We start from the raw sequence: 22,544 nt of genomic DNA on the forward strand, positions 1-22,544 counted from the left end.
TCGCAGCGCTTTGCGTACGGATTGGCGCGCGGTGTTTGCCGCGCTGACGTTTATTGCTTCACCGGCCGCTTGGCCAGCTTGCGCTGCAGCGTGCGCCGATGCATGTTCAATGCACGAGCCGTCGCGGAAATATTGCCGCCGTGCTCGGCCAGCACACGCTGAATGTGCTCCCATTCGAGCCGCGCCACGGATAGCGGCGTGGGATGCTCGAGCGCCTCTTCCGCCTGCAGCGCGCTCGCTTCGCTTTGCAGTGCCGAGAGAATCGTCTCCACGTTGGCCGGTTTCGCCAGATAGTTATCGGCGCCGTCCTTCACCGCCTGCACCGCCGTCGCAATGCTCGCGTAGCCGGTCAGCACCAGCATCCGTGCGTCCGGTTGCAGTTCGCGCAGCGGCGCCACCAGCGTGAGCCCCGAATCGTTGCCCAGGTGCAAATCCACCGTGATCTGCCCGAACTTCTGCTGATTCGCGAGCTTGATCGCTTCCTCCGCGTTGTGTGCTTCGGCCACCGTATAACCGCGCCGCGTCAGACCGCGCGCGAGGATGCCGGAGAACACTTCGTCGTCGTCGATCACCAGAAAATTCATGTCGCTCATGCCTGTTTCTCCGTATTGGATGACGCGGCGCCGCTACGGCCCGCGCCGGATGATTGACGGCCCGCCACGGGTAGCCGCAGCACCGCGCGGGTGCCGCGGGGCCGGGTCTCCTTGACGTCGGTCAGCTCGATCGAGCCGCCGAGCCGCGCCGCCGCCGAAAACGCCAGGTACAAGCCGACGCCATGACCACCCTGGGTGCTGTCGACCGGCATCGCGCCGAGCGAGCCACGCAACGACGCTGGAATGCCGGGTCCAGCGTCGCAAACTTCGAATTCGATACGATCGCCCTCGCGCGTCAGCGTAGCCGCGAGCGTGACATGATCGCGACTGGCCCGCGCTGCGTTGTCGAGCAGGATCGTGAGAATCTGGCTAACCGCGACGGTATCGTCAAGATCGGGTTCGGCGGGCGGCGTGCCGAGCCGCTCGAGCTTGACATACGGATGGCGCAGACGCCATTGCTGGGCAAACGACTCGAGCCATTCGCCGACCGGCTGGCGGCTGCCCGGCTCCGACGCCCGCGAACGCAGCCGGGCGAGCGCCGAGGTGCAGAGCGACATCTGCTGTTCGAGCAGTTCGAGATCGGCGCTGTAGGGCGCGAGGCCCTTGTCGGTACGCGCGGCGTCGCGCAACTCTTCGGAGAGCATCGCAATGGTCGACAGCGGCGTGCCGATTTCGTGCGCGACGGTCGCCGCCTGCACCCCGAGGGCCACCGCCCGCTCGTCGCGCAAGAGGCGCTGCTGGGCATCGCCGAGCGCCGCGTCGCGCTGGCGCAGTGCGCGCGACATACGTGCGACGAACCACGCAATCAGACCGACGCTGACCGTGAAGTTCACCCACATGCCGGCGCGGTAGTAGTCGAACAGGTTCGCGGGATTATCGAGATTAAGCGGCACCGAGTCGAAACCGAGCAGCGCGTAGCACACCACCGCGAACGCAGCGAGCCACAGCATCAGATGCCACGGCAACACGGCCGCCGCGATGGCCAGCGAAGGCAGGTAAAGCGAGACAAATGGATTGGTCGTGCCGCCCGAGAGGAACAGCAAGGCCGACAAGGCGCCGAGATCGACCCACAGTTGGCCGAACAGTTCGAGATTGGATTCGGGCCGCTGGCGCGAGACGCGCAGCCAGGTGAGACAGTTAAAGAGGGTTTCGAGGCCGATGACGAGCAACATGGCCGGCAGCGGCAGGTGTACGCCGACAAAGGTCTGCACGACCGCAATCGTGACCAGTTGGCCGATAATCGCGAGACAGCGCAGCCAGAACAGATGTCCCAGGTTGACCCGGCCAGTGTTGGTTATACGATGCATGACGCCAGTTTACCTGTTCGGAGTTCTCCGAGACACTGCGTTGGGGTTCGACGGTACCATCGACCGCTTGACAAAAATCGCCACCGCCAGGACAGATTTGTGCTGCCTCTGATTTCCGACCCCGGCCACCCTGCGTGGCCCGCCTTCCTGACGTTTTTACAGCGCGCGGCGCAGGCCCAGCAAAACGGCCAGGCCGAAGCGCGCGCCATCTGGCTCGAGGCCGCCGGCCACCTGCAGGACTTCGGCGACGAAGCCATCGGCCAGCTCACCATCGCTCTGCTCGAACAGCGCCGCCACGACGACGCCATCGCAGTCGCCGCCATTATTGCCCAACTCCATCCCGAGGATGCCGCCGCCAGCTTCCGGCTAGGGTACGCGCTGCAAATGGCGAACCGCCACCGCGACGCGCTCGCACCGTATCGGCACGCCCTCGCCCTCGATCCGCATTTGCCGCAACTGCGCACCAATCTGGCCGGCGCGCTCGCGCTCAGCGGCGGCGACGTGACCGAGCAGGTTACGTTGCTGGAAAGCGCCCTCGCCGACGACCCGCACGACAGTAATGGCTGGACCAATCTCGCCCAGGCGAGCCGTTTCGCGATGAATCTGCCGCGCGCGCTGGAAGCGGGCGCCCGGGCCGTCGAACTGGCGCCCGGCAGCCCACTGGCGCTGAACAACTATGCGCTGGCGCTCAAGGAAGCACAACGCTGGGACGAAGCCGTCCAGCTTGCCCAGGCCGCCTGCGAACGCGCTCCCGGCGACCCGGCGATGCGCTCCAATCTGGCGATGCTGCATCTCGTGCGCGGCGACTACGCGCATGGGTGGCCCGCTCACGAGGCGCGCTGGCAAGGATCGCTGGAACTCGGCGGCAACCGGCCCGCCATGCCGGCGCCGCAATGGCAGGGCGAGCCGCTCGCCGGCAAGACCCTGCTGGTCTGGGGTGAGCAGGGCATGGGCGACCTGCTGCAATGCTGCCGCTATATTCCGTTGCTGGCCGAGCGGGTTCATGCGCAAGGTGGCCGCATCCTCTGGAACTCGTTCCCGCAGATGGGCGAATTGCTCGCGCGCAGCCTGGGCAGCCACGTGGACGGCTACTCGGCCGGCGGCGGTGTCGAAACGCTGCCGCCGTTCGACTATGAAATCCCGCTGATGAGCGTGCCGCTGGTGCTCGGCACGCTCGGCGACACCCTTTCCGGCACGGTGCCTTACCTGCATGCGGACGCCGCCGCCAGCGCAGCCTGGCGCGAACGGCTCATCGTGGACAAACCGCACCAGAAGCAGCTCAAGGTCGGACTGGCATGGACCGGCAGCCTCAATCATCAGCGCAATCCGTTCCGCGCGGTAGGCTGGGAACGCTATGCAGCGGCCTTTGCCGGCATCGACGGCACGGCGTTCTATTCCCTGCAGCCGGGCGCCGCCGCAGAGGTGGCCGCCGCGCAAGCTGCCGGACTGACGATCGTCGATTACACGGCCGAACTGTCGAGCTTCGACGACACCGCGGCCTTCGTCAGCGCGCTCGATCTGGTCATTACCGTCTGCACGTCGGTCGCCCATCTGAGCGGAGCAATCGGTCAGCGCACCTGGGTGCTGCTCGACGTCAATCCGCACTGGACATGGCTGCTCGAACGGCGCGACAGCCCTTGGTATCCAGGCGCGACGCTGTACCGGCAACGCGAGTTCGGCGACTGGAATCCGGTGCTGGATGAGGTGGCGCGGGATCTGGATACGCTAGCCGGCCAGCACCGATAGAAAGCGCTCCGGCGCTCAGCCCTCCTGACCACCCGCAGCGCCTCGCACCCGCGCACGGGCAATTTCCGCCGCGAGACACTCCGGGCACAGACAGCGGCCGCCCGGTTCCAGCCGGTCGGCGGGCAGGGCGGGCATGGACTTGCACCAGCAGTCGAACGGTTGCCCATGCATCGCGCAGTCGAAAGCGCTGCCGCAGCGCGGACAGCGCGCACTCTTTGCATGCGCCTGGGGAGCGGGTGGATTCATGGCGATCCAGAATGAACTACCGGATATCCGGTCAGGAAATGATGCCACGCTAGGCAAGGCGCTTGAAAGCCCCACCCTGCTGCGCCCACCGCCCACGCCACCGCAGTTGCTGCCGCAGCCCGAAAATTTAAGCGCAAATTCCTCCGCAAAAACCCCCTCAACCGGGGCATCAGTGGCGTGCGCGCAACGTCGATTGCGCACTGCGGCAGCATCGCGGCGTACACCGCCAGAACAAGCGTCGAAAACCCTGTTGCAGCGCGCCAGTCCTGTACAATTCGCCGTGTTTCAACTGTCCTGTGCCAGAGCCTGCCGCCATGTCCGAGATTCCCGACCTTTCGCAGATCGCGCCCACCCTGAAGGCTGAAATTCTGGCCGAGGCGCTGCCCTACATTCGCCAGTATCACGGTAAGACCGTGGTCATCAAATACGGCGGCAACGCGATGACCGAAGAGCGTCTGAAGCAAGGCTTCGCGCGCGACGTGATTCTGCTGAAGCTGGTCGGCATCAATCCGGTCATCGTGCACGGCGGCGGTCCGCAGATCGACCAGGCGCTCAAGAAGATCGGCAAGCAAGGCACCTTCATCCAGGGCATGCGCGTCACCGACGAAGAGACGATGGAAGTCGTCGAATGGGTGCTCGGCGGCGAAGTGCAGCAGGACATCGTCACGCTGATCAATCACTTCGGCGGCCACGCCGTGGGCCTGACCGGCAAGGACGGCGGCCTGATCCACGCGCGCAAGCTGCTGATGCCGGATCGCGACATGCCGGGCCAGTACGTGGACATCGGCCAGGTTGGCGAAGTCGAGTCGATCAATCCGGCGGTCGTGAAGGCGCTGCAGGACGACGCGTTCATTCCGGTGATCTCGCCGATCGGCTTCGGTGAAGACGGCCTGTCGTACAACATCAACGCGGATCTGGTCGCGGGCAAGCTGGCGGTCGTGCTGAACGCCGAGAAGCTCGTGATGATGACCAACATCCCCGGCGTGATGGACAAGGAAGGCAATCTGCTGACCGATCTGTCCGCCCGCGAAATCGACGCCCTGTTCGCAGACGGCACGATCTCCGGCGGCATGCTGCCGAAGATCTCCTCCGCGCTGGACGCGGCCAAGAGCGGTGTGCGCTCGGTGCACATCATCGACGGCCGCATCGAACACTCGGTGCTGCTGGAAATCCTGACCGAACAGCCGTTCGGCACGATGATCCGCTCGCACTGAGCATGCAGCGGCAGGCAGCGCGTCCCGCGGATGAGCTGCCTGTTTTCTTTGCGGTTTCTCCTCGGCTCGCGGCATCCGCCCAAGCCTTGGGCGCTTGGCCTCGCATCCGCCGTGGCGCCGCACGCTTTCCTTTTTCTCACGCCGCACGCATGATGGACTGCAGGCACCCGCCCGTTCATTTCATGCAGCGCCGGCACGAACCCGGTTTGGTTTCCCGTCACCATGCGCACCTTCCCGTCCAGACACGCTAAACGCCGCCGGCCCCACGTTGCAGGCGGCAGTCCGGTATGGCTGTTCGATCTGGACAACACGCTGCACCACGCGTCGCACTCGATTTTCCCCGCGATCAACGAGGCAATGACGCAGTACATCATCGACACGCTCGAGGTGAACCTCGACGAGGCGAACCGCCTGCGCGTCGGCTACACCCAGCGCTACGGCGCGGCGCTGCTCGGTCTGGCGCGTCATCATCCGGTCGACCCGCACGACTTCCTGAAGGTCGTACACACGTTCGCCGATCTGCCTTCGATGGTGCACGGCGAGCGCGGTCTCGCACGCCTCGTCGCCGCCTTGCCGGGCCGCAAAATCGTGCTGACCAACGCGCCCGAAGCATACGCACGGGAGGTGCTGGCCGAGCTGCGCATCGAGCGGCTGTTCGAACGTGTGATCGCCATCGAACACATGCGCGATCGCCGCGGCTGGCGCGCCAAGCCCGACGCCGGCATGCTGCGCCGGGCGATGCGCGACGCCCACGTGCCGCTCGCCGACGCCATCCTCGTAGAAGACACGCGCTCGCATCTGAAAAACTACCGCCGGCTGGGGATTCGCACGGTGTGGATCGTCGGCCACCTGCCGAGCCGGGCCGGCGCAGACGGCGCGCCGGGCCGCTTGCCGGGCACCGGCCGGCCGCACTATGTCGACCGGCGGATCCGTTCGTTAAAATCGCTGAGATTGGGCACCCGCTCAGTGCGACCGAAGGGACGACACACATGCAACCGGATCACAAGCATGACGAGGCCGTAGCCGAAGACCTGCCAGCCACGGGCAGTACCAGTACCCGCGCCACTCGCCTGAAACCGGGCGAGCGCCGCGTGCATATCCTGCAGACGCTCGCCAGCATGCTGGAAGCGCCGAAGAACGAGAAGATCACCACAGCGGCGCTCGCCGCGCGGCTCGGCGTATCGGAGGCCGCGCTATACCGGCATTTCGCCAGCAAGGCGCAAATGTTCGAAGCGCTGATCGAATTCATCGAGCAGTCCATCTTCGGGCTCATCAACCAGATCGCCACGAAAGAGCCCAACGGCGTGCTGCAGGCCCGCACGATAGCCTTGATGCTGCTCAACTTCTCCGCGAAAAATCCCGGCATGACCCGCGTGCTGACATGCGAGGCGCTAGTGGGCGAACACGAACGGCTGACCGAGCGCGTCAACCAGTTGCTCGAGCGCGTCGAAGCGTCGCTCAAGCAGTGCCTGCGCCTCGGCCTGATGGACGCCAACGTGCAGGCCAGCGCCAATCCTCCGCACGCGCAAGGCAGCGCCGTGCCGCTGCCGGCGGACTACGATCCCGGCGTGCGGGCCAATCTTTTGCTCAGCTATATCGTCGGCCGCTGGCACCGGTATGTGCGAAGCGGCTTTGCGCGCAATCCGGCCGAACACGCCGACGCCCAGTTGCGATTGATCCTTCAGTAATTCAGTAGTCCACTGGAGTCATGCGGCATCGCCTGACTCTACGCTGCGCGCCGGCGCATCGCGAGCGCCGCGACCGACGCTGCCACACAGAATTTTCCGCTATACTTTGCGCCTGACTGTTGTTGCCAAAGCCAATGGTCATGGACGCGCCGATTTGCTGACTCGATTGCGGGCGCGCGAACCTTCCGGAAGCTGTTCCGGCGGTTCACTATAAATGCGGCTAAAGAGGTCGTCAGCCGCGCACACAGTCGCTCTCCGTGCCTTGCCGACACCATTTAGCCGCCCCTGTTGAAGGCGGAATGAATGGAATCGATCGGTATCGTCGCTCCCCAGAAAATGCATTTCTCCGAGCCGCTGCTCATGCAGAACGGCAGCTCGTTGGCCGGTTTCGACCTGATGGTCGAAACCTACGGCACGCTCAACGCCGCGCGCAGCAATGCCGTGCTGGTCTGCCACGCGCTCAATGCCTCGCACCATGTGGCGGGGGTCTACGCGGACGACCCGAAGAACGTCGGCTGGTGGGACAACATGGTCGGCCCCGGCAAGGCGCTCGACACGAACCGATTCTTCGTCATCGGCGTCAATAACCTCGGCTCGTGTTTCGGCTCGACCGGCCCGATGAGCCTCAATCCGGCCACCGGCGTTCCCTATGGCGCGAGCTTTCCGGTGGTGACGGTCGAAGACTGGGTGAACGCCCAGGCGCGCGTCGCCGACGCCTTCGGTATCGAACGTTTCGCGGCCGTGATGGGCGGCAGCCTCGGCGGCATGCAGGCGCTCGCGTGGAGCATGATGTATCCGCAGCGCGTCGGCCATTGCATCGTGGTGGCGTCCACGCCGAAGCTTTCCGCGCAGAACATTGCCTTCAACGAGGTCGCGCGTTCGGCGATCCTGTCCGACCCGGACTTCCACGGCGGCAACTACTATGCGCACGGCGTGAAGCCGAAGCGCGGGCTGCGTGTGGCGCGCATGATCGGCCACATCACGTATCTCTCGGACGACGACATGGCCGAAAAATTCGGCCGCTCGCTGCGCCGGGCGGAAGGCGCCGTCGACGCGTACAACTTCAATTTCGACGTCGAATTCGAGGTGGAGTCGTATCTGCGCTATCAGGGCGACAAATTCGCCGACTACTTCGACGCCAATACTTATCTGTTGATCACGCGCGCGCTCGACTACTTCGATCCGGCCAAGGCCTTCGACGGCGACCTGACCGCGGCGGTGGCGCACACCACGGCGAAATACCTGATCGCCAGCTTCACGACCGACTGGCGCTTCGCGCCGGCGCGCTCGCGCGAACTGGTGAAGGCGCTGCTCGACCACAAACGCACGGTTACGTACGCGGAAATCGACGCGCCGCACGGTCACGACGCCTTCCTGCTCGACGACGCGCGCTATCACAACCTGATGCGCGCCTATTACGAACGCATTGCCAACGAGGTGAACGCATGAACCAGCGCGCTCTCGATTATCTTGCGCTGCGGCCCGACTTCCGCGCCATCGCCCGCTGGGTCGAACCGCGCGCGACGGTGCTCGATCTGGGCTGTGGAGATGGCTCGTTGCTGTCGACCCTGACCGAGGAACTCGAAGTCACGGGCTACGGCATCGAGATCAACGACGCCGGCGTGCTCGCCGCCACCCAGAACGGCGTCAACGTGATCCAGCAGAACCTCGAAGACGGCCTACGGCTTTTCGAAGACGGCAGCTTCGACTTCGCGATCCTGTCGCAGACGCTGCAGACCATTCACCAGACAGCGGCGATCCTGCGCGAAACGGTGCGGGTCGGCAGGGAATGCATCGTGTCGTTCCCGAATTTCGGCTACTGGGTGCACCGGCTCTCCGTGTTGCGCGGCCGTATGCCCGTGTCGAAATCGCTGCCTTATCAGTGGCACAACACGCCGAACGTGCGGGTGCTGACGATCAAGGACTTCGAGGCGCTGGCGCCCGAAGTGGGCATCGAAATTCTCGACCGGGTCGTGCTGCACGGCGGTCAGGCGGTGCAGTGGGGCGCGAACTGGCGTGGTAGTCTTGCGGTCTATCGCGTCAAGAAAAGCTAACGCCACACATCCAAATGTCGAACCCGCCGCACGAGGCGCCCGCACTTACCGCTCACGTCGAACACGCTGGCTGGCGTGCGTTTCTCAATACGCATATGCTGATCTGCGTCTTTCTCGGCTTTACGTCGGGATTGCCGCTGTTCACGCTCGTCTACCTGGTGCAGGCGTGGTTGCGCTCCGAGGGCGTCAATCTGAAGGAAATCGGCCTGTTCGCGCTGATCCAGTTTCCCTATACGTGGAAATTCGTCTGGGCGCCGCTCATGGACCGCTACGTGCCGCGCCTGCCGGGCTGGCGGCCGGGCCGCCGGCGCGGCTGGATGCTGGTCACGCAGATTCTGGTGGCGGGCGCGATCGCCGCGCTCGGTTTCGTCTCGCCGCGCGATTCGATCTGGACGGTCGCCGCGCTTACCGCGCTGGTGGCCTTCTTCGGCGCGAGTCAGGACATCTCCATTGATGCCTACCGGCGCGAGTTGCTCGCCGATACCGAGCAGGGGCTCGGCAACGCGGTGCACGTCAACGCGTACAAGATTGCTGCGCTGGTGCCGGGTTCACTGGCGCTGATCCTGTCCGATCATCTGCCGTGGACCACCGTGTTCATCGTCACGGCTGCGTTCATGGTGCCGGGCATGCTCATGACGCTCGTCGTGCGCGAACCGAAGGTGCACGGCGCGCCGCCGCGCAACCTGCGCGAAGCGATCGTCGAACCGTTCCGCGAATTCATCCTGCGCGACGGCTGGCGCGGTGCGCTGTTCGTGCTCGGCTTTATCTTCCTGTACAAGCTCGGCGATACGATGGCGACCAACCTGTCGACCTCGTTCTTTCTCGACATCGGCTACTCGCGCACGCAGATCGGCGTGATCGCCAAGACCACCGCGTTCGGCGCCAGCCTCGCCGGCGGCATCGTCGGCGGCATCTGGATGATGCGCATCGGCATCGGCCGCGGGCTGTGGGTGTTCGGCATCCTGCAGATGCTCTCGACGCTCGGCTTCGCGTGGCTCGCGCACCTCGGCCCGGCGTCGCCCGGGCTCACCGCGATCTACGATTTCGCCGTGTTCATGAGTCATGCCGTAACGAAGCTGCTCTCCGTGTTCGGCGTCGACTGGACGGTCCAACTCGATCCACGCTCGGTGGCCCTGGCACTCGTCTACGGCCTCGAAACCTTTGCGACCGGCCTGACGATGGCCGCATTTACCGCCTACATCGCCAGCACGACCGATCCGCGCTACACCGCCACCCAGTTCGCGCTCTTCACCAGCCTCGCTTCGGTGCCGCGCACGCTGGCCTCGGCGGCGAGCGGTTATGTGGTCGCGCAGATCGGCTGGTTTGATTATTTCCTCGCCTGCACCGCGCTGGCGCTGCCCGGCATGCTGCTGTTGCTGCGGATCGCGCCGTGGAGAATCCGCTCGTGAACGGGTCCGCTGTGCGCCGTGCGCTCCGTGCCACGCTTGCGCTGCTCTGCGCCGGCATCAGCACGCTGGCGACGCCGTGGAGCGCTTACGCCGGCGCGCTGCCGGCGGTCGCGGCCAGTACCGTTGTGCCGGCCAGCGCGCCTGCGGCGAAATCGGCGCCGGGCGCCGCTCTACCGGAAAGTCCGGCGGCCACGGCAACGGCCTCCAGCGTCACGGAAAGCCCGAACGCCAGCGCGCTAGGCTCGGGCACCAGCAGCACGGGCACGGCAAGCGCTGCGCGTGGACCATCGACCCCATCAGCGGCATCGGCTGCCTCCGCCCCCGCGGCAACCTCGGCTCCCGCGGCCGCTCCAACTACCGCGAAACAACCCGCTCGAACCGGTACGCCCAGCGCCACCGACAACCGCCCGCCGCCGTACACGCCGCCCGCCCAGCAACTGCGCTTCGGCAGCTACGCCGTATTCCGCAATCTGATTCCGTCGCAGCAACTGGAGGCCCAGGCCGCCGACGAGTTCGAGCAGATCGTCTACGGCGCCCAGCACGCCAACCGTCTCTATCCCGACAGCGACGCCCGCGTGATCCGCGTGCATACGATCCTCGACAAGCTGATCCCGTATTCGCTGAAGTGGAACGAGCGGGCAAAAAACTGGAAGTGGCAGATTGCGGTGGTCCGCTCGCCGGACATCCGCATGTACTGCCTGCCGGGCGGCAAGATCGTGATTTATAGCGGCATCCTCGATCGCGTGCGTCTGAACGACAACGAACTCGGCATGCTGCTCGGCCACGAGATCGCGCATGCGCTGCGCGAGCACGCGCGCGAACGGCTCGGCGAGCAGCAGGCGGGACAACTCGACTCGTCCGGCACGATTCCGCAGCTATTCGGGCTGGCCGATCTGGGCGTGGCGCCGCTTGGCATCGGCTCGCAACTGCTCGAGATGAAATACACGCCCACCGACGAAACCGAAGCCGACGTGATAGGCAGCGATATCGCCTCGCGCGCCGGCTACGATCCGCGCGCCGCGATCACGCTGTGGGACAAACTGGCCGCGGCGACCCGCAGCAATCGCGATCAGGGCTATATCTACGTGCACCCGTACCCGCCCTCGCGCCGGCAGGACATCATGAAGCGGTTGCCGGACATGCTGCAGCTCTACGCCAAGGCGAGCGGCACGACGGTTGATGAACTGCCCGACTACGCGGGCATCGGCCGTCCGCGCCGCATCCCGGTTCGCGGCGACTGACGGACCGAGCTACGCTTACTTCTTGAGCTTGTGGTCGTAGTCGACCGTCAACGGCGCGTGGTCGCTGAACTTGATGTCGCGGAACACTTCGGTGCGCTTGGCCTTGCCGGCAATCCCGGCCGTGGCGATCTGATAGTCGATTCGCCACCCGACGTTCTTTGCATACGCCTGGCCGCGATTGCTCCACCACGTATACTGCTCGGGCCGCTGGTCGAGCGTCCGGAACACGTCGACGTAACCGACTTCGTCGAACAGCTTCGTCAACCACGCACGCTCTTCCGGCAGACAGCCTGAGTTCTTCTGGTTGCTCTTCCAGTTCTTGATGTCGATTTCCTTGTGGACGATGTTCACGTCGCCGCACACGATCACTTCGCGCTCCTGGCTCAGCTCGGTGAGGTGCGGCATGAACTCGTCCATGAAGCGGAATTTGGCCTGCTGACGATCTTCGCCGCTCGAGCCCGACGGCACATACACCGAGATCACCGAGAGCTTGCCGAAGCGCAGTTCGACATAGCGCCCTTCCGGGTCGAACTCTTCGCTGCCGAAGCCGATCACCACTTCGTCCGGCTCGTGCCGCGTATACACGCCGGCGCCGCTATAGCCCTTCTTCACCGCATGCTGGAAGTAGCCGGTGAAGTTGTGCGGGGCGAGAAACTCGGGGGTCATGTCGTCCTGCGAGCATTTGATTTCCTGCACGCACAGCACGTCCGCTTTCTGCTCACCGAACCAGTCGAAAAAGCCCTTGCTCGACGCAGAGCGGATGCCGTTCAGGTTGGCGGTAATCACACGCAACATGTCGTTCCTTTGTTTAGATTCGTTGTTGGGTCTTGCTTGCTCTTGCTGAGTTCTGCTGAATCCAGATTAGGCCGAGGCCGCAGACAACCCGGCGTTCATTCGACCTTCACGCCCTTGAGCGATTCCTTCGCAGGCGGATATTCGAGCTTCATTGCTTCGAAGATGCGCAGCAGCAGTTCGGCGACCATCAGGTTGCGATGCGTCTTCGAATCAGCCGGGATGATGTACCAGGGCGCGTAGGGCGTCGAGGTTGCAGCCAGCGCGTCGTGATACGCCGCCTGATATTGCTCCCACCGCTTGCGCGCTTCCAGATCCGAAACGTCGAACTTCCAGTGCTTGGTCGGATCGTCGATGCGCGCCTGCAAGCGCGAACGCTGCTCGTCCTTCGAGATGTGCAGCATACACTTGACGATCATCGTGCCGCTGTCCGCCAGCAACGCTTCGAAATCGCGAATGTGGCCGTAGCGCCGCTCACGCGCAGCCTCGTCAAGCTGACCGAGCACGACCGGCACCAGCACATCCTCGTAGTGGCTGCGATTGAAAATCGTCAGTTCGCCGGCGGCGGGCGCCTGCGAGTGCACGCGCCAGAGGAAATCATGCGCCAGCTCGGTCACGGTCGGCGCCTTGAACGGCACGATGCGCAGACCGAGCGGATCCACCTCGTGAAACACCGCCCGGATCGTCCCGTCCTTGCCGCTCGTGTCCATGCCCTGCAGCACCAGCAACACGCGCTGCAGGCGCTGCGCATGCAGGCGTTCCTGCAAGCCATCGAGCCTCGCGCCGATCTCGGCAAGACGGTCGCGGTCGCCATCTTTCGAGCCCGTCGAAAACGGCTTCGCGCCGGGGTCGAAATCGGCGAGCGCGAATTTCGCGACCTTCTTGCCGTCGAAGTAAGGCACGCGGAAATCGTCGAGTTCCGGCTGTTTCGCCATGCATTGTCTCCAGAGGCGCTTAAAGGCGGCGCCAACAAAAGGAAACGGGCCGCTGCCCCACTTTCGTCCGGCAACAGCCCGTTATGACCGCAGCCGCGCGCTGCTCCAGACACGCGCGGTTCGGCATTTGCATCACCAAGGCCTGTCCACGCTTCTAACAGGCCCTGGCGTCAGGATAGCTTTTTCTTCAGCAGCTCGTTCACCTGCTGCGGATTCGCCTTGCCCTTGGTGGCCTTCATCGCCTGGCCGATTAGCGCGTTGAACGCCTTTTCCTTGCCGGAGCGGAATTCCTCCACCGATTTCTGGTTGGCCGCGAGCACCTCGTCGATAATCGCTTCCAGCTCGCCGGTATCGGAAATCTGCTTGAGACCCTTCGCTTCGATGATGCGGTCAGCAGCAGCTTCGTCGGTGGCCTTCTCGTCCCAGATGGCAACGAAGATTTCCTTAGCGATCTTGTTCGAGATCGTGCCGTCGGCGATGCGCTGCAACAGCAGCGCGAGTTGTGCGGCCGAAACCGGGCTGTCGGCAATCTCAAGGTCTTCGCGGTTCAGCAGCGACGACACTTCACCCATCATCCAGTTTGCCGCCACCTTCGCCTGGGCGGCGCCGACCTTGGCAACCACCGCTTCGTAGTACGCGGCCATCGCCTTGCTCGAGGTCAGCACGCCTGCGTCGTAAGGCGTCAGGCCGTACTGTTCGACAAAGCGCTGCTGGATCGCCACCGGCAGTTCCGGCATTTCTGCCTTCACGCGCTCGACCCACGCCGCGTCGATCACCAGCGGCATCAAATCCGGATCGGGGAAATAGCGGTAGTCGTGTGCGTCTTCCTTGCTGCGCATCGAACGCGTTTCACGCTTGTCCGGATCGTAGAGACGCGTTTCCTGCACCACCGTGCCGCCGTCTTCGATCAGTTCGATCTGGCGGCGCACTTCGTACTGGATCGCTTCTTCGAGGAAGCGGAACGAGTTCAGGTTCTTGATCTCGGCGCGCGTGCCGAATTCCTGTTGCCCGACCGGCCGCACCGATACGTTCGCATCGCAACGGAACGAGCCTTCCTGCATATTGCCGTCGCAGATGCCAAGCCACGTGACGAGCGTATGCAGCGTCTTTGCATAAGCGACCGCTTCCGCCGCGCTGCGCATTTCCGGCTCGGTCACGATTTCGAGCAGCGGCGTGCCGGCGCGGTTCAGGTCGATCCCGGTCATGCCCGCGAAGTCTTCATGCAGCGACTTGCCCGCGTCTTCTTCGAGGTGAGCGCGCGTCAGGTTGATGGTCTTCTCGTACGCGTCCTTGCCGGCCTTCTCGTTGGCCGGCACCTGAATCGTGACCTGGCCGCCCTGCACGACAGGAATCTCGTACTGGCTGATCTGATAGCCCTTCGGCAGATCGGGGTAGAAGTAGTTCTTGCGCGCGAAGATGCTGCGCGGCGCAATCGTCGCGCCGATCGCGAGGCCGAACTCGATCGCCCGCTGCACCGCGCCGCGGTTCATCACCGGCAGCGTGCCCGGCAAGGCCAGATCGACGGGGCAGGCTTGCGTGTTGGGTTGCGCGCCGAACTGCGTGGCGGCGCCCGAGAAAATCTTCGAGACGGTCGACAGTTGCGTGTGCGTCTCGAGGCCGATCACGACTTCCCATTGTTTGGTCATGTGTTCACACTCCTGCCGGCGCCTGGCGATGCCAGTCGGTCGCGCGCTGGAACGCATCCGCAACCTGCAGCATGCGAGCTTCGTTGAAATAGTTGCCGATGATCTGCAGACCGACCGGACGCTGCGCATTCGCGCCCGCGCCGAAGCCGCACGGCACGCTCATGCCGGGCAAACCGGCGAGGCTCACCGACAGCGTGTAGATATCGGCCAGATACATCTGCACCGGATCGTCGCCCTTGGCGCCGAGATCCCATGCCACCGACGGCGCGACCGGCCCCATGATCACGTCGCACTGCTTGAACGCTTGCTGGAAATCCTGCGCGATGATGCGGCGGATTTTCTGCGCCTGCAGGTAGTACGCGTCGTAGTAGCCGTGCGACAGCACGTAGGTGCCCACCAGAATGCGGCGCTTCACTTCCGGGCCGAAGCCTTCGGCGCGCGACTTCTTGTACATGTCGAGCAGATCGCGGTACTCCGCGGCACGGTGGCCATAGCGCACGCCGTCGAAACGCGACAGGTTCGACGAGGCTTCGGCCGGTGCGATCACGTAGTACACGGGGATCGACAGTTCGGTCTTCGGCAGCGAAACCTCGACCAGGGTGGCGCCGAGCGCTTCGTACTGCTTCAGGGCGGCATCGATGGCGGCGCGCACGTCGTCCGCGAGACCCGCGCCGAAGTATTCCTTCGGCAAGCCGATGCGCAGGCCGGCGAGCGGCTTGCCCGCGGTGTCGGCCGACCATGTCTTGCCCAGATAGCGCGTGTAGTCTTCGTCGTCGCGCACGAGGCTGGTGGAATCGCGCTCGTCGAAACCGGCCATCGCGTTGAGCAGCAGCGCGCAGTCCGTGGCGCTGCGCGCCATCGGGCCGCCCTGATCGAGCGACGAGGCGAACGCGATCATGCCGTAGCGCGACACGCGGCCGTAGGTCGGCTTGATGCCGGTGATGCCGGAAAACGAGGCCGGCTGGCGAATCGAGCCGCCCGTATCCGTGCCGGTTGCAGCGGGCGCGAGGCGCGCGGCCACGGCCGCAGCGGAGCCACCCGACGAACCGCCCGGTACTGCCTTGGTGTCCCACGGGTTCTGCACCGGACCGAAGTACGAATTCTCGTTGGACGAGCCCATCGCGAACTCGTCCATGTTGGTCTTGCCGACGCACACCATGCCGGCGTGCTTCAGACGCTCGACCACGGTCGCGTCGAACGGGCTCGCGTAATTGGCGAGCATCTTCGAGCCGGCGGTGGCACGCCAGCCGCGTGTCACGAACACGTCCTTATGGGCGATCGGCAGGCCGGCCAGCGGACCGGCGTGGCCGCTATGGAGCAGCGCGTCGGCGGCTTTGGCCTGCTCGAGCGTGAGATCGGCGTCGACATGGACGAAGGCGTTCAGGCCGTTGGCTGCGTCGATCCGCTTCAGATAGAGCTGCGCCAGTTCGACGGCCGAGCATTCCTTCGCAGCGAGAGCAGCACGCAGTTCGGTCAAGCTTTTTTCATGCATTGCGTTTTTTCCTGAATGGCGCGGCAGCGCAGCAAACGCGGCGCACCGAGCCCATGTTTTTATTCAATGACCTTCGGCACCAGGTAGAGCCCGTCCTGCACCGCAGGCGCGGGGCGCTGGAATTCGTCGCGCTGGACGGTTTCCGTCACTGCGTCGCCACGCAGACGCAGTGCAACATCCTCGATCTGCTCGATCGGATGGGCGAGCGGTTCAATGCCCGTGGTGTCGACGGCCTGCATCTGCTCGACAAGGCCGAAGAAATCATTGAGCTGGACAAGCGTGTGCTCAGCTTCGGCGTCGGCCAGTTCGAGCCGCGCGAGATGCGCGATGCGCTTAACATCGGTCAGGGTCAGGGCCATGCAGTCACCGGAAAATGTGGTGGACTGTCACATTGCGGAAAAACAAAGCTGTGACAGCGGGTTACGACACTGGAGGCGGCCCTCGAAAAAGGGGCCAGCGGCGGCAAAAAGTGCCAACCGTTTCCTTCAAATCAAGCAAAATTATAAGGTATCATTACGCGTTCGACCCAAACCCGGACCGTCTTACCAAGGCCTTTCTGGTCATTTCCCACAAATGAGTCAGAGACAGAAGCCGGCCTTGTGCCAGCCTCCGGTAGATTCCCCCGAAGCTTCAAGCCGCTGTGGCGCAGTATCCGCCCGGGGTTGAAGCTGTTATTTTTCCGCTGCCGCCCTGCGCATTGTTTGCGAGGCCCGGCCCCCAGCGAGACAGGATTTTGAATGTTCGGTTTTTTGCGCAGCTACTTCTCCAACGATCTGGCGATTGACCTCGGCACCGCCAACACGCTCATCTACATGCGTGGCAAGGGCATCGTTCTCGACGAACCGTCGGTCGTTTCCATCCGCCAGGAAGGCGGTCCCAACGGCAAGAAAACCATCCAGGCAGTCGGCAAGGAAGCCAAGCAGATGCTTGGCAAAGTGCCGGGCAACATCGAGGCGATCCGCCCGATGAAAGACGGCGTGATCGCCGACTTCACCGTCACCGAGCAGATGATCAAGCAGTTCATCAAGACGGCTCACGAGTCGCGTATGTTCTCGCCGTCGCCGCGCATCATCATCTGCGTGCCGTGCGGTTCCACCCAGGTGGAACGCCGCGCCATCAAGGAAGCGGCTCACGGCGCCGGCGCTTCGCAGGTTTACCTGATTGAAGAGCCGATGGCCGCCGCTATCGGCGCGGGCCTGCCGGTCTCGGAAGCCACCGGTTCGATGGTGGTGGACATCGGCGGCGGCACCACGGAAGTCGGCGTGATCTCGCTTGGCGGCATCGTCTACAAGGGTTCGGTGCGCGTCGGCGGCGACAAGTTCGACGAGGCGATCGTCAACTACATCCGCCGCAACTACGGCATGCTGATCGGCGAACAGACCGCCGAAGCGATCAAGAAGGAAATCGGCTCCGCGTTCCCGGGCTCGGAAGTCAAGGAAATGGAAGTGAAGGGCCGCAACCTGTCGGAAGGCATTCCGCGCAGCTTCACCATCTCCAGCAACGAAATCCTCGAAGCCCTGACCGATCCGCTGAACCAGATCGTGTCGTCGGTGAAGATCGCGCTCGAACAGACGCCGCCGGAACTCGGCGCGGACATCGCCGAGCGCGGCATGATGCTCACGGGCGGCGGCGCACTGCTGCGCGACCTGGATCGTCTGCTGGCGGAAGAAACCGGCCTGCCGGTGCTCGTCGCCGAAGACCCGCTGACTTGCGTCGTGCGCGGCTCGGGCATGGCCCTCGAGCGCATGGACAAGCTCGGCAGCATCTTCTCGTACGAGTAAGCGAGAGCCTGGCTCCATGTCAGCAGCGCGGATCGGACGGCTAGCCTTGATCGGGCCGGTCTGTCTCAGGCTGGTCCATCCAGCCGCCGCGCGCTGAGCGCGCGCTTTCGCGCCGCAGTTACACCCAACCGCTCACGCCCCCGGCGCCGACCATGGAATACAGTCCGCCGCCTCTGTTCAAGCAAGGCCCGTCCGCACTCGCACGGCTTATCTTCTTCGTGCTGCTGGCGCTCGTCCTGCTGGTCTCGGATGCGCGCTTCAAGACGCTCGAGATCGTTCGCGGCGTGTTGGGAGCCGGTCTTTATCCGTTGCAGCGCGCCGCGCTCGTGCCGCGCGACATCGTCATGGGCGCCGCGGATCTGGCCGTGACCAGCGCCACGCTGCGCGGTCAGAACGACGCCCTGCGCAAGAAGAACCTGCAACTCTCGCTGCAAGCCAACGCGGCGGCCGAACTGGGCGCCGAGAACGAGCACCTGCGCGCGCTGCTGCAACTCTCGCAGCGCATGACCACCCAATCGATCCCCGCCGAAATCCAGTACGACACGCGCGATCCGTTCACGCAGAAGGTCATCATTGGCCGTGGCGCGCAGCAAGGCATTCAGAACGGTTCGCCGGTCGTCAATGAAGACGGCGTGATCGGCCAGGTGACCCGCGTGTTCCCGATGCAGGCCGAAGTGACGCTCCTGACCGACAAGGATCAGGCCGTGCCGGTGCAGGTGCTGCGTACCGGTCTGCGCAGCGTCATCTACGGCACGCCCAAGGGCGATTCGCTCGATCTGCGCTTCGTGCCGATCAGCGCGGACGTGCAGGCCGGCGACGAGCTCGTCACGAGCGGCCTCGACGGCACCTATCCGCCGGGGCTGCCGGTGGCGAGGGTGGTACGGGTCGACAAGCAGGCCGATACCGCATTCGCACGCGTGATCTGCCTGCCGGTTGCGCCGGTACGTGGCGCGCATCAGTTGCTGGTGCTGCATTATCTGAACACCGTACCGCCGCGTCCGGCTGACGAACCGGATGCAGCCAGCACGGCGAAAGAAGCGAAGGCGAAGAAAGGGGCAAAGGCTGCTGCGGATAAAGCCGCGGACAAGAACGCCAAGGCGGCTGCTCCGGCGTCCGCTCCCGCAGCCGCTGCAAAGCCGGCCTCGGCAGCAACGCCGGCTTCCGCAGCAGCGGAAAAGAAAGATACCGACGCGAAGCAGGCCAGAGAGAAGAAAGCGGCCGCCGAACGGCTGGCCGCTATAAGGGCCGCCACAGGGCGGTCGGCGTCAGGCACGCCGGCCGACGGAAAGGCACCCGCAGGCGCCACGAAACAACCAGCCACGGGGGGGATCGACGAGTGAACCGCCCTCAATACATCCTGCAGCCGGTCAACCCGTACTTCATCGCGTTCAGCCTCGCGGCGGCCTTCCTGCTGAACCTGATGCCGTGGGGACGCCTGCTCGGCATTCCTGACTTCGTCGCGCTCGTGCTGCTGTTCTGGAACGTGCACCAGCCGCGCAAGGTGGGCATGGGCATCGCCTTCCTGCTCGGCATCCTGATGGACGTGCACAACGCCAGCCTGCTCGGCGAGCACGCACTCGCGTATACGCTGTTGTCGTACGGCGCTATTACCATTCACAGGCGTGTATTGTGGATGCCTATGGGCGTGCAAACCTTCGCGGTGATGCCGTTGTTCGTCATCGCGCAACTTGTGCCGTTCGTCATCCGTCTGCTGATGGGCGCCGCCTTTCCGGGCTGGGGCTACCTGATCGACGGGTTCGTCGAAGCCGCCCTGTGGCCCATTGCAAGCGTGCTGCTGCTGATGCCGCAGCGCCGTCCGGCCGATCCGGACGACACCCGCCCCATTTAGCGCCGTGCGCGCGTCGAGTCCTTCCGTGAACCCGCTGAACCAGGCTTCGCCCGCTCCGCCCGACCCGCACCGCCCCCGCCTCCCGGCTCTCGCCGCCGGCTGGACACTGTTACCTGACGGCCGCTTCGCGGCCTTTTGACCAAGCGCATGACCGAATTCAAGGACACTCAGCAACAGCTCTCGAAGTTCCGCCTGCGGGTTGCGGCGGCGGGCCTGTTCGTGTTCGTCTGCTTTGGGCTGATCGTTTTCCGCTTCCTGTTCCTGCAGGTCTGGCACTACAGCAAATACTCGCTGCAGGCCGACGAAAACCGCATTTCGGTGGCGCCGATCGTCCCCAACCGCGGCATCATCATGGACCGCAACGGTGTCGTGCTGGCGAAGAACTACTCCGCCTACACGCTGGAAATCACGCCCTCGAAGCTCAACGACACGCTAGAAAACGTCATCGACAACCTCGCGACCGTCATTTCCATCGACGCCCGCGACCGGCGCCGCTTCAAGAAGCTGCAGGAAGATTCGAAGAACTTCGAAAGCCTGCCGATCCGCACCCGCCTCACCGACGACGAAGTCGCGCGCTTCACGGCACAGCGCTTCCGCTTCCCGGGCGTCGAAGTGCGCGCGCGCCTGTTCCGTCAGTATCCGCTCGGGCCGACAGCGGCACACGTGATCGGCTATATCGGGCGGATTTCGCAGCGCGACCAGGACCGCATCGACGCAGCCAGCGACCAAAACGACAGCGACCCGGACCACTACGATCCGCGCCTCGACGCCAACAACTACAAGGGCACCGACTATATCGGCAAGATCGGCGTCGAGCAGAGCTACGAGACCGAGCTGCACGGCCAGACCGGCTTCGAAGAAGTCGAGGTCACCGCCGGCGGACGTCCGGTGCGCACCTTGTCGCGCACCCAGGCGACGCCGGGCAACAACCTCGTGCTGTCACTCGATATCGGTCTCCAGCAGGTCGCCGAACAGGCGTTCGCGGACAAGCGCGGCGCACTGGTGGCCATCGAGCCGTCAACCGGCGACGTGCTCGCGTTCGTCTCCGCGCCGAGCTTCGATCCGAATTCGTTCGTGGACGGCATCGACCAGCAGACCTGGGACGACCTGAACAACTCGCCCGATCATCCGCTCCTGAACCGGCCGCTGCACGGCACCTATCCGCCGGGTTCCACCTACAAGCCGTTCATGGCGCTCGCCGCGCTGACGCTGCACAAGCGCACGCCGAGCTGGGGCTTCCAGGATCCGGGCTACTACACTTTCGGCGGTCACACGTTCCGCAACGACGTGCGTTCGGGCCAAGGCTGGATCGACCTGAACCGCGCGATCGTGGTGTCGAACGACACGTATTTCTACATGCTGGCGCACGACCTCGGCGTCAACGCGATCGCCAGCTTCATGAAGCCGTGGGGCTTCGGCCAGATCACCGGCATCGACATTGCCGGCGAAGCCAAGGGCATTCTTCCGTCCACCGAATGGAAGCGCAAAGCGTATCGCAAGCCCGAACAGCAGCGCTGGTATGAGGGCGAAACGATCAGTCTCGGCATCGGCCAGGGCTACAACTCGTTCACGATCCTGCAGCTCGCGCACGCGGTCGCCACGCTCGCCAACAACGGCGTGGTGATGAAGCCTCACCTGGTGAAGGAAATCGAAAATCCGCTCACCAAGGACACGCGTCTGACCGTGCCGAAGGACAATGGCCGCATCGACGTGTCGCAATCGGACATCAATATCGTCAAGCAGGCGATGGTCGGCGTGGTGACCAACGGCACGGCCTCCAAGCTGTTCATCGGCGCGCCGTATCAGGCGGCCGGCAAGACCGGTACGGCTCAGGTGTATTCGCTGCAGGGCGCGAACTACAAGGGTCACGCCGTTGCCGAGCGTTTGCGCGACCACGCGCTCTTTATCGCCTTCGCACCGGCCGACAACCCCAAGATCGCGCTCGCGCTGATCGTCGAAAACGGCGGCTGGGGCGCAGAATCGGCCGGTCCGATCGCGCGCCGCGTGCTCGACTACTACCTCGTCGACCGGCAGAAGCCGGGCGCCGAGGCGGCGGCGGTCGCCGCAGCGGCCTCGGCAACCGCAGATGCGTCGGCGCCGGTGATCGGCACAGCGCCCACCACCATCGAGATCACGCAGCCGGCTTCCGTGGCCGCGGGCTTCACCGCGTTGCCGATGCCTGGCGCCGCATCGAATGCGGCCGGCGCCTCGGCGCCGTCTGCGGCATCCGCTGCCTCCGAGGTTGCGCCCGCGGCGCCGGTTGGCCCCGTGGTCGCAGCACCGGGAGCCAAAGGCGAAACCAGGGCGGCAGATAAGGCGGCCGACGCGGCGGCAACCGGCGCCTCTGCTCCGTTCGTCGCCACCACCGTACTCGCGGATCCGGCTTCTGCCCCAACGCCCGCCAAGACGCTCGTGCCGCGCAAATCCGGCCCGCACCACCCGCGCCCGGGCAGCGAGCCGGTTCCAACCGCCGCTGCGCCGTCGCGCGAAGACAGCATTCAGCCCACGTCACCCAGCCAGCCGGTTTCCGGCGGCATCGACGAGTAAGGAG

General features: G+C 64.7%; 20 protein-coding genes. 12 read left to right on the forward strand and 8 right to left on the reverse strand.

Annotated elements, in window-relative coordinates; genetic code table 11:
- Positions 1–50: 50 nt before the first annotated feature.
- Entirely contained in the window at positions 51–593 is a 543-nt protein-coding gene (locus AC1ECK_RS03155) for a response regulator transcription factor (protein ID WP_090680827.1), read from the reverse strand.
- A complete protein-coding gene (locus AC1ECK_RS03160; protein WP_480315779.1) occupies positions 590–1,900 on the reverse strand; it encodes an ATP-binding protein in 1,311 nt (436 codons plus the stop codon). Before AC1ECK_RS03160 ends, AC1ECK_RS03155 begins: the two co-directional genes overlap by 4 nt.
- Positions 1,901–1,999: 99 nt before the next feature.
- On the opposite strand from AC1ECK_RS03160, the gene AC1ECK_RS03165 reads away from it, so the two are divergent.
- Positions 2,000–3,646: a tetratricopeptide repeat protein gene (locus tag AC1ECK_RS03165; protein WP_480315781.1), complete on the forward strand. Its 1,647-nt coding sequence runs from the start codon at positions 2,000–2,002 to the stop codon at positions 3,644–3,646.
- A gap of 15 nt (positions 3,647–3,661) precedes the next feature.
- Here AC1ECK_RS03165 and AC1ECK_RS03170 read toward each other — a convergent pair whose 3' ends face one another.
- A complete protein-coding gene (locus AC1ECK_RS03170; protein WP_480315783.1) occupies positions 3,662–3,892 on the reverse strand; it encodes a cysteine-rich CWC family protein in 231 nt (76 codons plus the stop codon).
- A 314-nt stretch (positions 3,893–4,206) separates the two neighbouring features.
- On the opposite strand from AC1ECK_RS03170, the gene argB reads away from it, so the two are divergent.
- The 7 genes from argB (at position 4,207) to AC1ECK_RS03205 (ending at position 11,498) form a co-directional block, all read left to right on the forward strand.
- On the forward strand, positions 4,207–5,106 hold the full coding sequence (gene argB, locus AC1ECK_RS03175) for an acetylglutamate kinase (protein WP_480315785.1): 900 nt from the start codon (positions 4,207–4,209) through the stop codon (positions 5,104–5,106).
- A 222-nt stretch (positions 5,107–5,328) separates the two neighbouring features.
- A complete protein-coding gene (locus AC1ECK_RS03180) occupies positions 5,329–6,129 on the forward strand; it encodes a pyrimidine 5'-nucleotidase (RefSeq protein ID WP_480315787.1) in 801 nt (266 codons plus the stop codon).
- Complete coding sequence (slmA, locus tag AC1ECK_RS03185; RefSeq protein ID WP_480315789.1) at positions 6,096–6,794, forward strand: nucleoid occlusion factor SlmA; 699 nt, start codon at positions 6,096–6,098, stop codon at positions 6,792–6,794. The genes AC1ECK_RS03180 and slmA overlap by 34 nt, the downstream gene beginning before the upstream one ends.
- A gap of 303 nt (positions 6,795–7,097) precedes the next feature.
- Entirely contained in the window at positions 7,098–8,243 is a 1,146-nt protein-coding gene (gene metX, locus AC1ECK_RS03190) for a homoserine O-succinyltransferase MetX (RefSeq protein ID WP_480315791.1), read from the forward strand.
- On the forward strand, positions 8,240–8,848 hold the full coding sequence (gene metW / locus AC1ECK_RS03195; protein WP_480315793.1) for a methionine biosynthesis protein MetW: 609 nt from the start codon (positions 8,240–8,242) through the stop codon (positions 8,846–8,848). The genes metX and metW overlap by 4 nt, the downstream gene beginning before the upstream one ends.
- Positions 8,849–8,862: 14 nt before the next feature.
- Positions 8,863–10,257: an AmpG family muropeptide MFS transporter gene (locus tag AC1ECK_RS03200; protein WP_480315795.1), complete on the forward strand. Its 1,395-nt coding sequence runs from the start codon at positions 8,863–8,865 to the stop codon at positions 10,255–10,257.
- Positions 10,254–11,498 carry a M48 family metallopeptidase gene (locus AC1ECK_RS03205; protein WP_480315797.1) on the forward strand — a complete coding sequence of 415 codons (1,245 nt, stop codon included), beginning with the start codon at positions 10,254–10,256 and terminating at the stop codon, positions 11,496–11,498. The genes AC1ECK_RS03200 and AC1ECK_RS03205 overlap by 4 nt, the downstream gene beginning before the upstream one ends.
- A gap of 15 nt (positions 11,499–11,513) precedes the next feature.
- Here the strand turns inward: AC1ECK_RS03205 and AC1ECK_RS03210 are convergent, their stop codons facing one another.
- The 5 genes from AC1ECK_RS03210 to gatC form a co-directional block, all read right to left on the reverse strand.
- A complete protein-coding gene (locus AC1ECK_RS03210; RefSeq protein ID WP_480315799.1) occupies positions 11,514–12,293 on the reverse strand; it encodes an exodeoxyribonuclease III in 780 nt (259 codons plus the stop codon).
- Between the two features lie 95 nt (positions 12,294–12,388).
- Positions 12,389–13,225 carry a PPK2 family polyphosphate kinase gene (locus tag AC1ECK_RS03215; RefSeq protein ID WP_480315801.1) on the reverse strand — a complete coding sequence of 279 codons (837 nt, stop codon included), beginning with the start codon at positions 13,223–13,225 and terminating at the stop codon, positions 12,389–12,391.
- A gap of 170 nt (positions 13,226–13,395) precedes the next feature.
- Positions 13,396–14,871 (reverse strand): Asp-tRNA(Asn)/Glu-tRNA(Gln) amidotransferase subunit GatB, encoded by a 1,476-nt coding sequence (gatB, locus tag AC1ECK_RS03220; RefSeq protein WP_480315803.1) that lies wholly within the window; start codon positions 14,869–14,871, stop codon positions 13,396–13,398.
- A gap of 4 nt (positions 14,872–14,875) precedes the next feature.
- Positions 14,876–16,363, reverse strand: coding sequence for an Asp-tRNA(Asn)/Glu-tRNA(Gln) amidotransferase subunit GatA (gene gatA / locus AC1ECK_RS03225; protein ID WP_480315805.1), 1,488 nt, complete (start codon positions 16,361–16,363; stop codon positions 14,876–14,878).
- 59 nt (positions 16,364–16,422) lie between these two features.
- Positions 16,423–16,722 carry an Asp-tRNA(Asn)/Glu-tRNA(Gln) amidotransferase subunit GatC gene (gene gatC / locus AC1ECK_RS03230; RefSeq protein WP_480315807.1) on the reverse strand — a complete coding sequence of 100 codons (300 nt, stop codon included), beginning with the start codon at positions 16,720–16,722 and terminating at the stop codon, positions 16,423–16,425.
- A gap of 378 nt (positions 16,723–17,100) precedes the next feature.
- Here gatC and AC1ECK_RS03235 point away from each other — a divergent pair, with 378 nt between their 5' ends.
- From AC1ECK_RS03235 to mrdA, 4 genes are all read left to right on the forward strand, one after another.
- Complete coding sequence (locus tag AC1ECK_RS03235; RefSeq protein WP_004189550.1) at positions 17,101–18,144, forward strand: rod shape-determining protein; 1,044 nt, start codon at positions 17,101–17,103, stop codon at positions 18,142–18,144.
- A 152-nt stretch (positions 18,145–18,296) separates the two neighbouring features.
- On the forward strand, positions 18,297–19,484 hold the full coding sequence (gene mreC, locus AC1ECK_RS03240; protein WP_480315809.1) for a rod shape-determining protein MreC: 1,188 nt from the start codon (positions 18,297–18,299) through the stop codon (positions 19,482–19,484).
- Positions 19,481–19,993 (forward strand): rod shape-determining protein MreD, encoded by a 513-nt coding sequence (mreD, locus tag AC1ECK_RS03245; RefSeq protein WP_480315811.1) that lies wholly within the window; start codon positions 19,481–19,483, stop codon positions 19,991–19,993. Before mreC ends, mreD begins: the two co-directional genes overlap by 4 nt.
- A 147-nt stretch (positions 19,994–20,140) precedes the next feature.
- On the forward strand, positions 20,141–22,540 hold the full coding sequence (gene mrdA, locus AC1ECK_RS03250) for a penicillin-binding protein 2 (RefSeq protein ID WP_480315814.1): 2,400 nt from the start codon (positions 20,141–20,143) through the stop codon (positions 22,538–22,540).
- The last annotated feature ends 4 nt before the right edge of the window (positions 22,541–22,544 follow it).

It is taken from the genome of Paraburkholderia sp. SSBN10T, assembly GCF_056619545.1.

Excerpts from the sequence above, each read along its gene's own strand:
- AC1ECK_RS03155 (WP_090680827.1), bottom strand. The coding sequence starts at position 593 with ATGAGCGACATGAATTTTCTGGTGATCGACGACGACGAAGTGTTCTCC.
- AC1ECK_RS03160 (WP_480315779.1), bottom strand. The coding sequence starts at position 1,900 with ATGCATCGTATAACCAACACTGGCCGGGTCAACCTGGGACATCTGTTC.
- AC1ECK_RS03170 (WP_480315783.1), bottom strand. The coding sequence starts at position 3,892 with ATGAATCCACCCGCTCCCCAGGCGCATGCAAAGAGTGCGCGCTGTCCG.
- argB (WP_480315785.1), top strand. The coding sequence starts at position 4,207 with ATGTCCGAGATTCCCGACCTTTCGCAGATCGCGCCCACCCTGAAGGCT.
- AC1ECK_RS03180 (WP_480315787.1), top strand. The coding sequence starts at position 5,329 with ATGCGCACCTTCCCGTCCAGACACGCTAAACGCCGCCGGCCCCACGTT.
- slmA (WP_480315789.1), top strand. The coding sequence starts at position 6,096 with ATGCAACCGGATCACAAGCATGACGAGGCCGTAGCCGAAGACCTGCCA.
- metX (WP_480315791.1), top strand. The coding sequence starts at position 7,098 with ATGGAATCGATCGGTATCGTCGCTCCCCAGAAAATGCATTTCTCCGAG.
- metW (WP_480315793.1), top strand. The coding sequence starts at position 8,240 with ATGAACCAGCGCGCTCTCGATTATCTTGCGCTGCGGCCCGACTTCCGC.
- AC1ECK_RS03200 (WP_480315795.1), top strand. The coding sequence starts at position 8,863 with ATGTCGAACCCGCCGCACGAGGCGCCCGCACTTACCGCTCACGTCGAA.
- AC1ECK_RS03210 (WP_480315799.1), bottom strand. The coding sequence starts at position 12,293 with ATGTTGCGTGTGATTACCGCCAACCTGAACGGCATCCGCTCTGCGTCG.
- AC1ECK_RS03215 (WP_480315801.1), bottom strand. The coding sequence starts at position 13,225 with ATGGCGAAACAGCCGGAACTCGACGATTTCCGCGTGCCTTACTTCGAC.
- gatB (WP_480315803.1), bottom strand. The coding sequence starts at position 14,871 with ATGACCAAACAATGGGAAGTCGTGATCGGCCTCGAGACGCACACGCAA.
- gatA (WP_480315805.1), bottom strand. The coding sequence starts at position 16,363 with ATGCATGAAAAAAGCTTGACCGAACTGCGTGCTGCTCTCGCTGCGAAG.
- gatC (WP_480315807.1), bottom strand. The coding sequence starts at position 16,722 with ATGGCCCTGACCCTGACCGATGTTAAGCGCATCGCGCATCTCGCGCGG.
- AC1ECK_RS03235 (WP_004189550.1), top strand. The coding sequence starts at position 17,101 with ATGTTCGGTTTTTTGCGCAGCTACTTCTCCAACGATCTGGCGATTGAC.
- mreC (WP_480315809.1), top strand. The coding sequence starts at position 18,297 with ATGGAATACAGTCCGCCGCCTCTGTTCAAGCAAGGCCCGTCCGCACTC.
- mrdA (WP_480315814.1), top strand. The coding sequence starts at position 20,141 with ATGACCGAATTCAAGGACACTCAGCAACAGCTCTCGAAGTTCCGCCTG.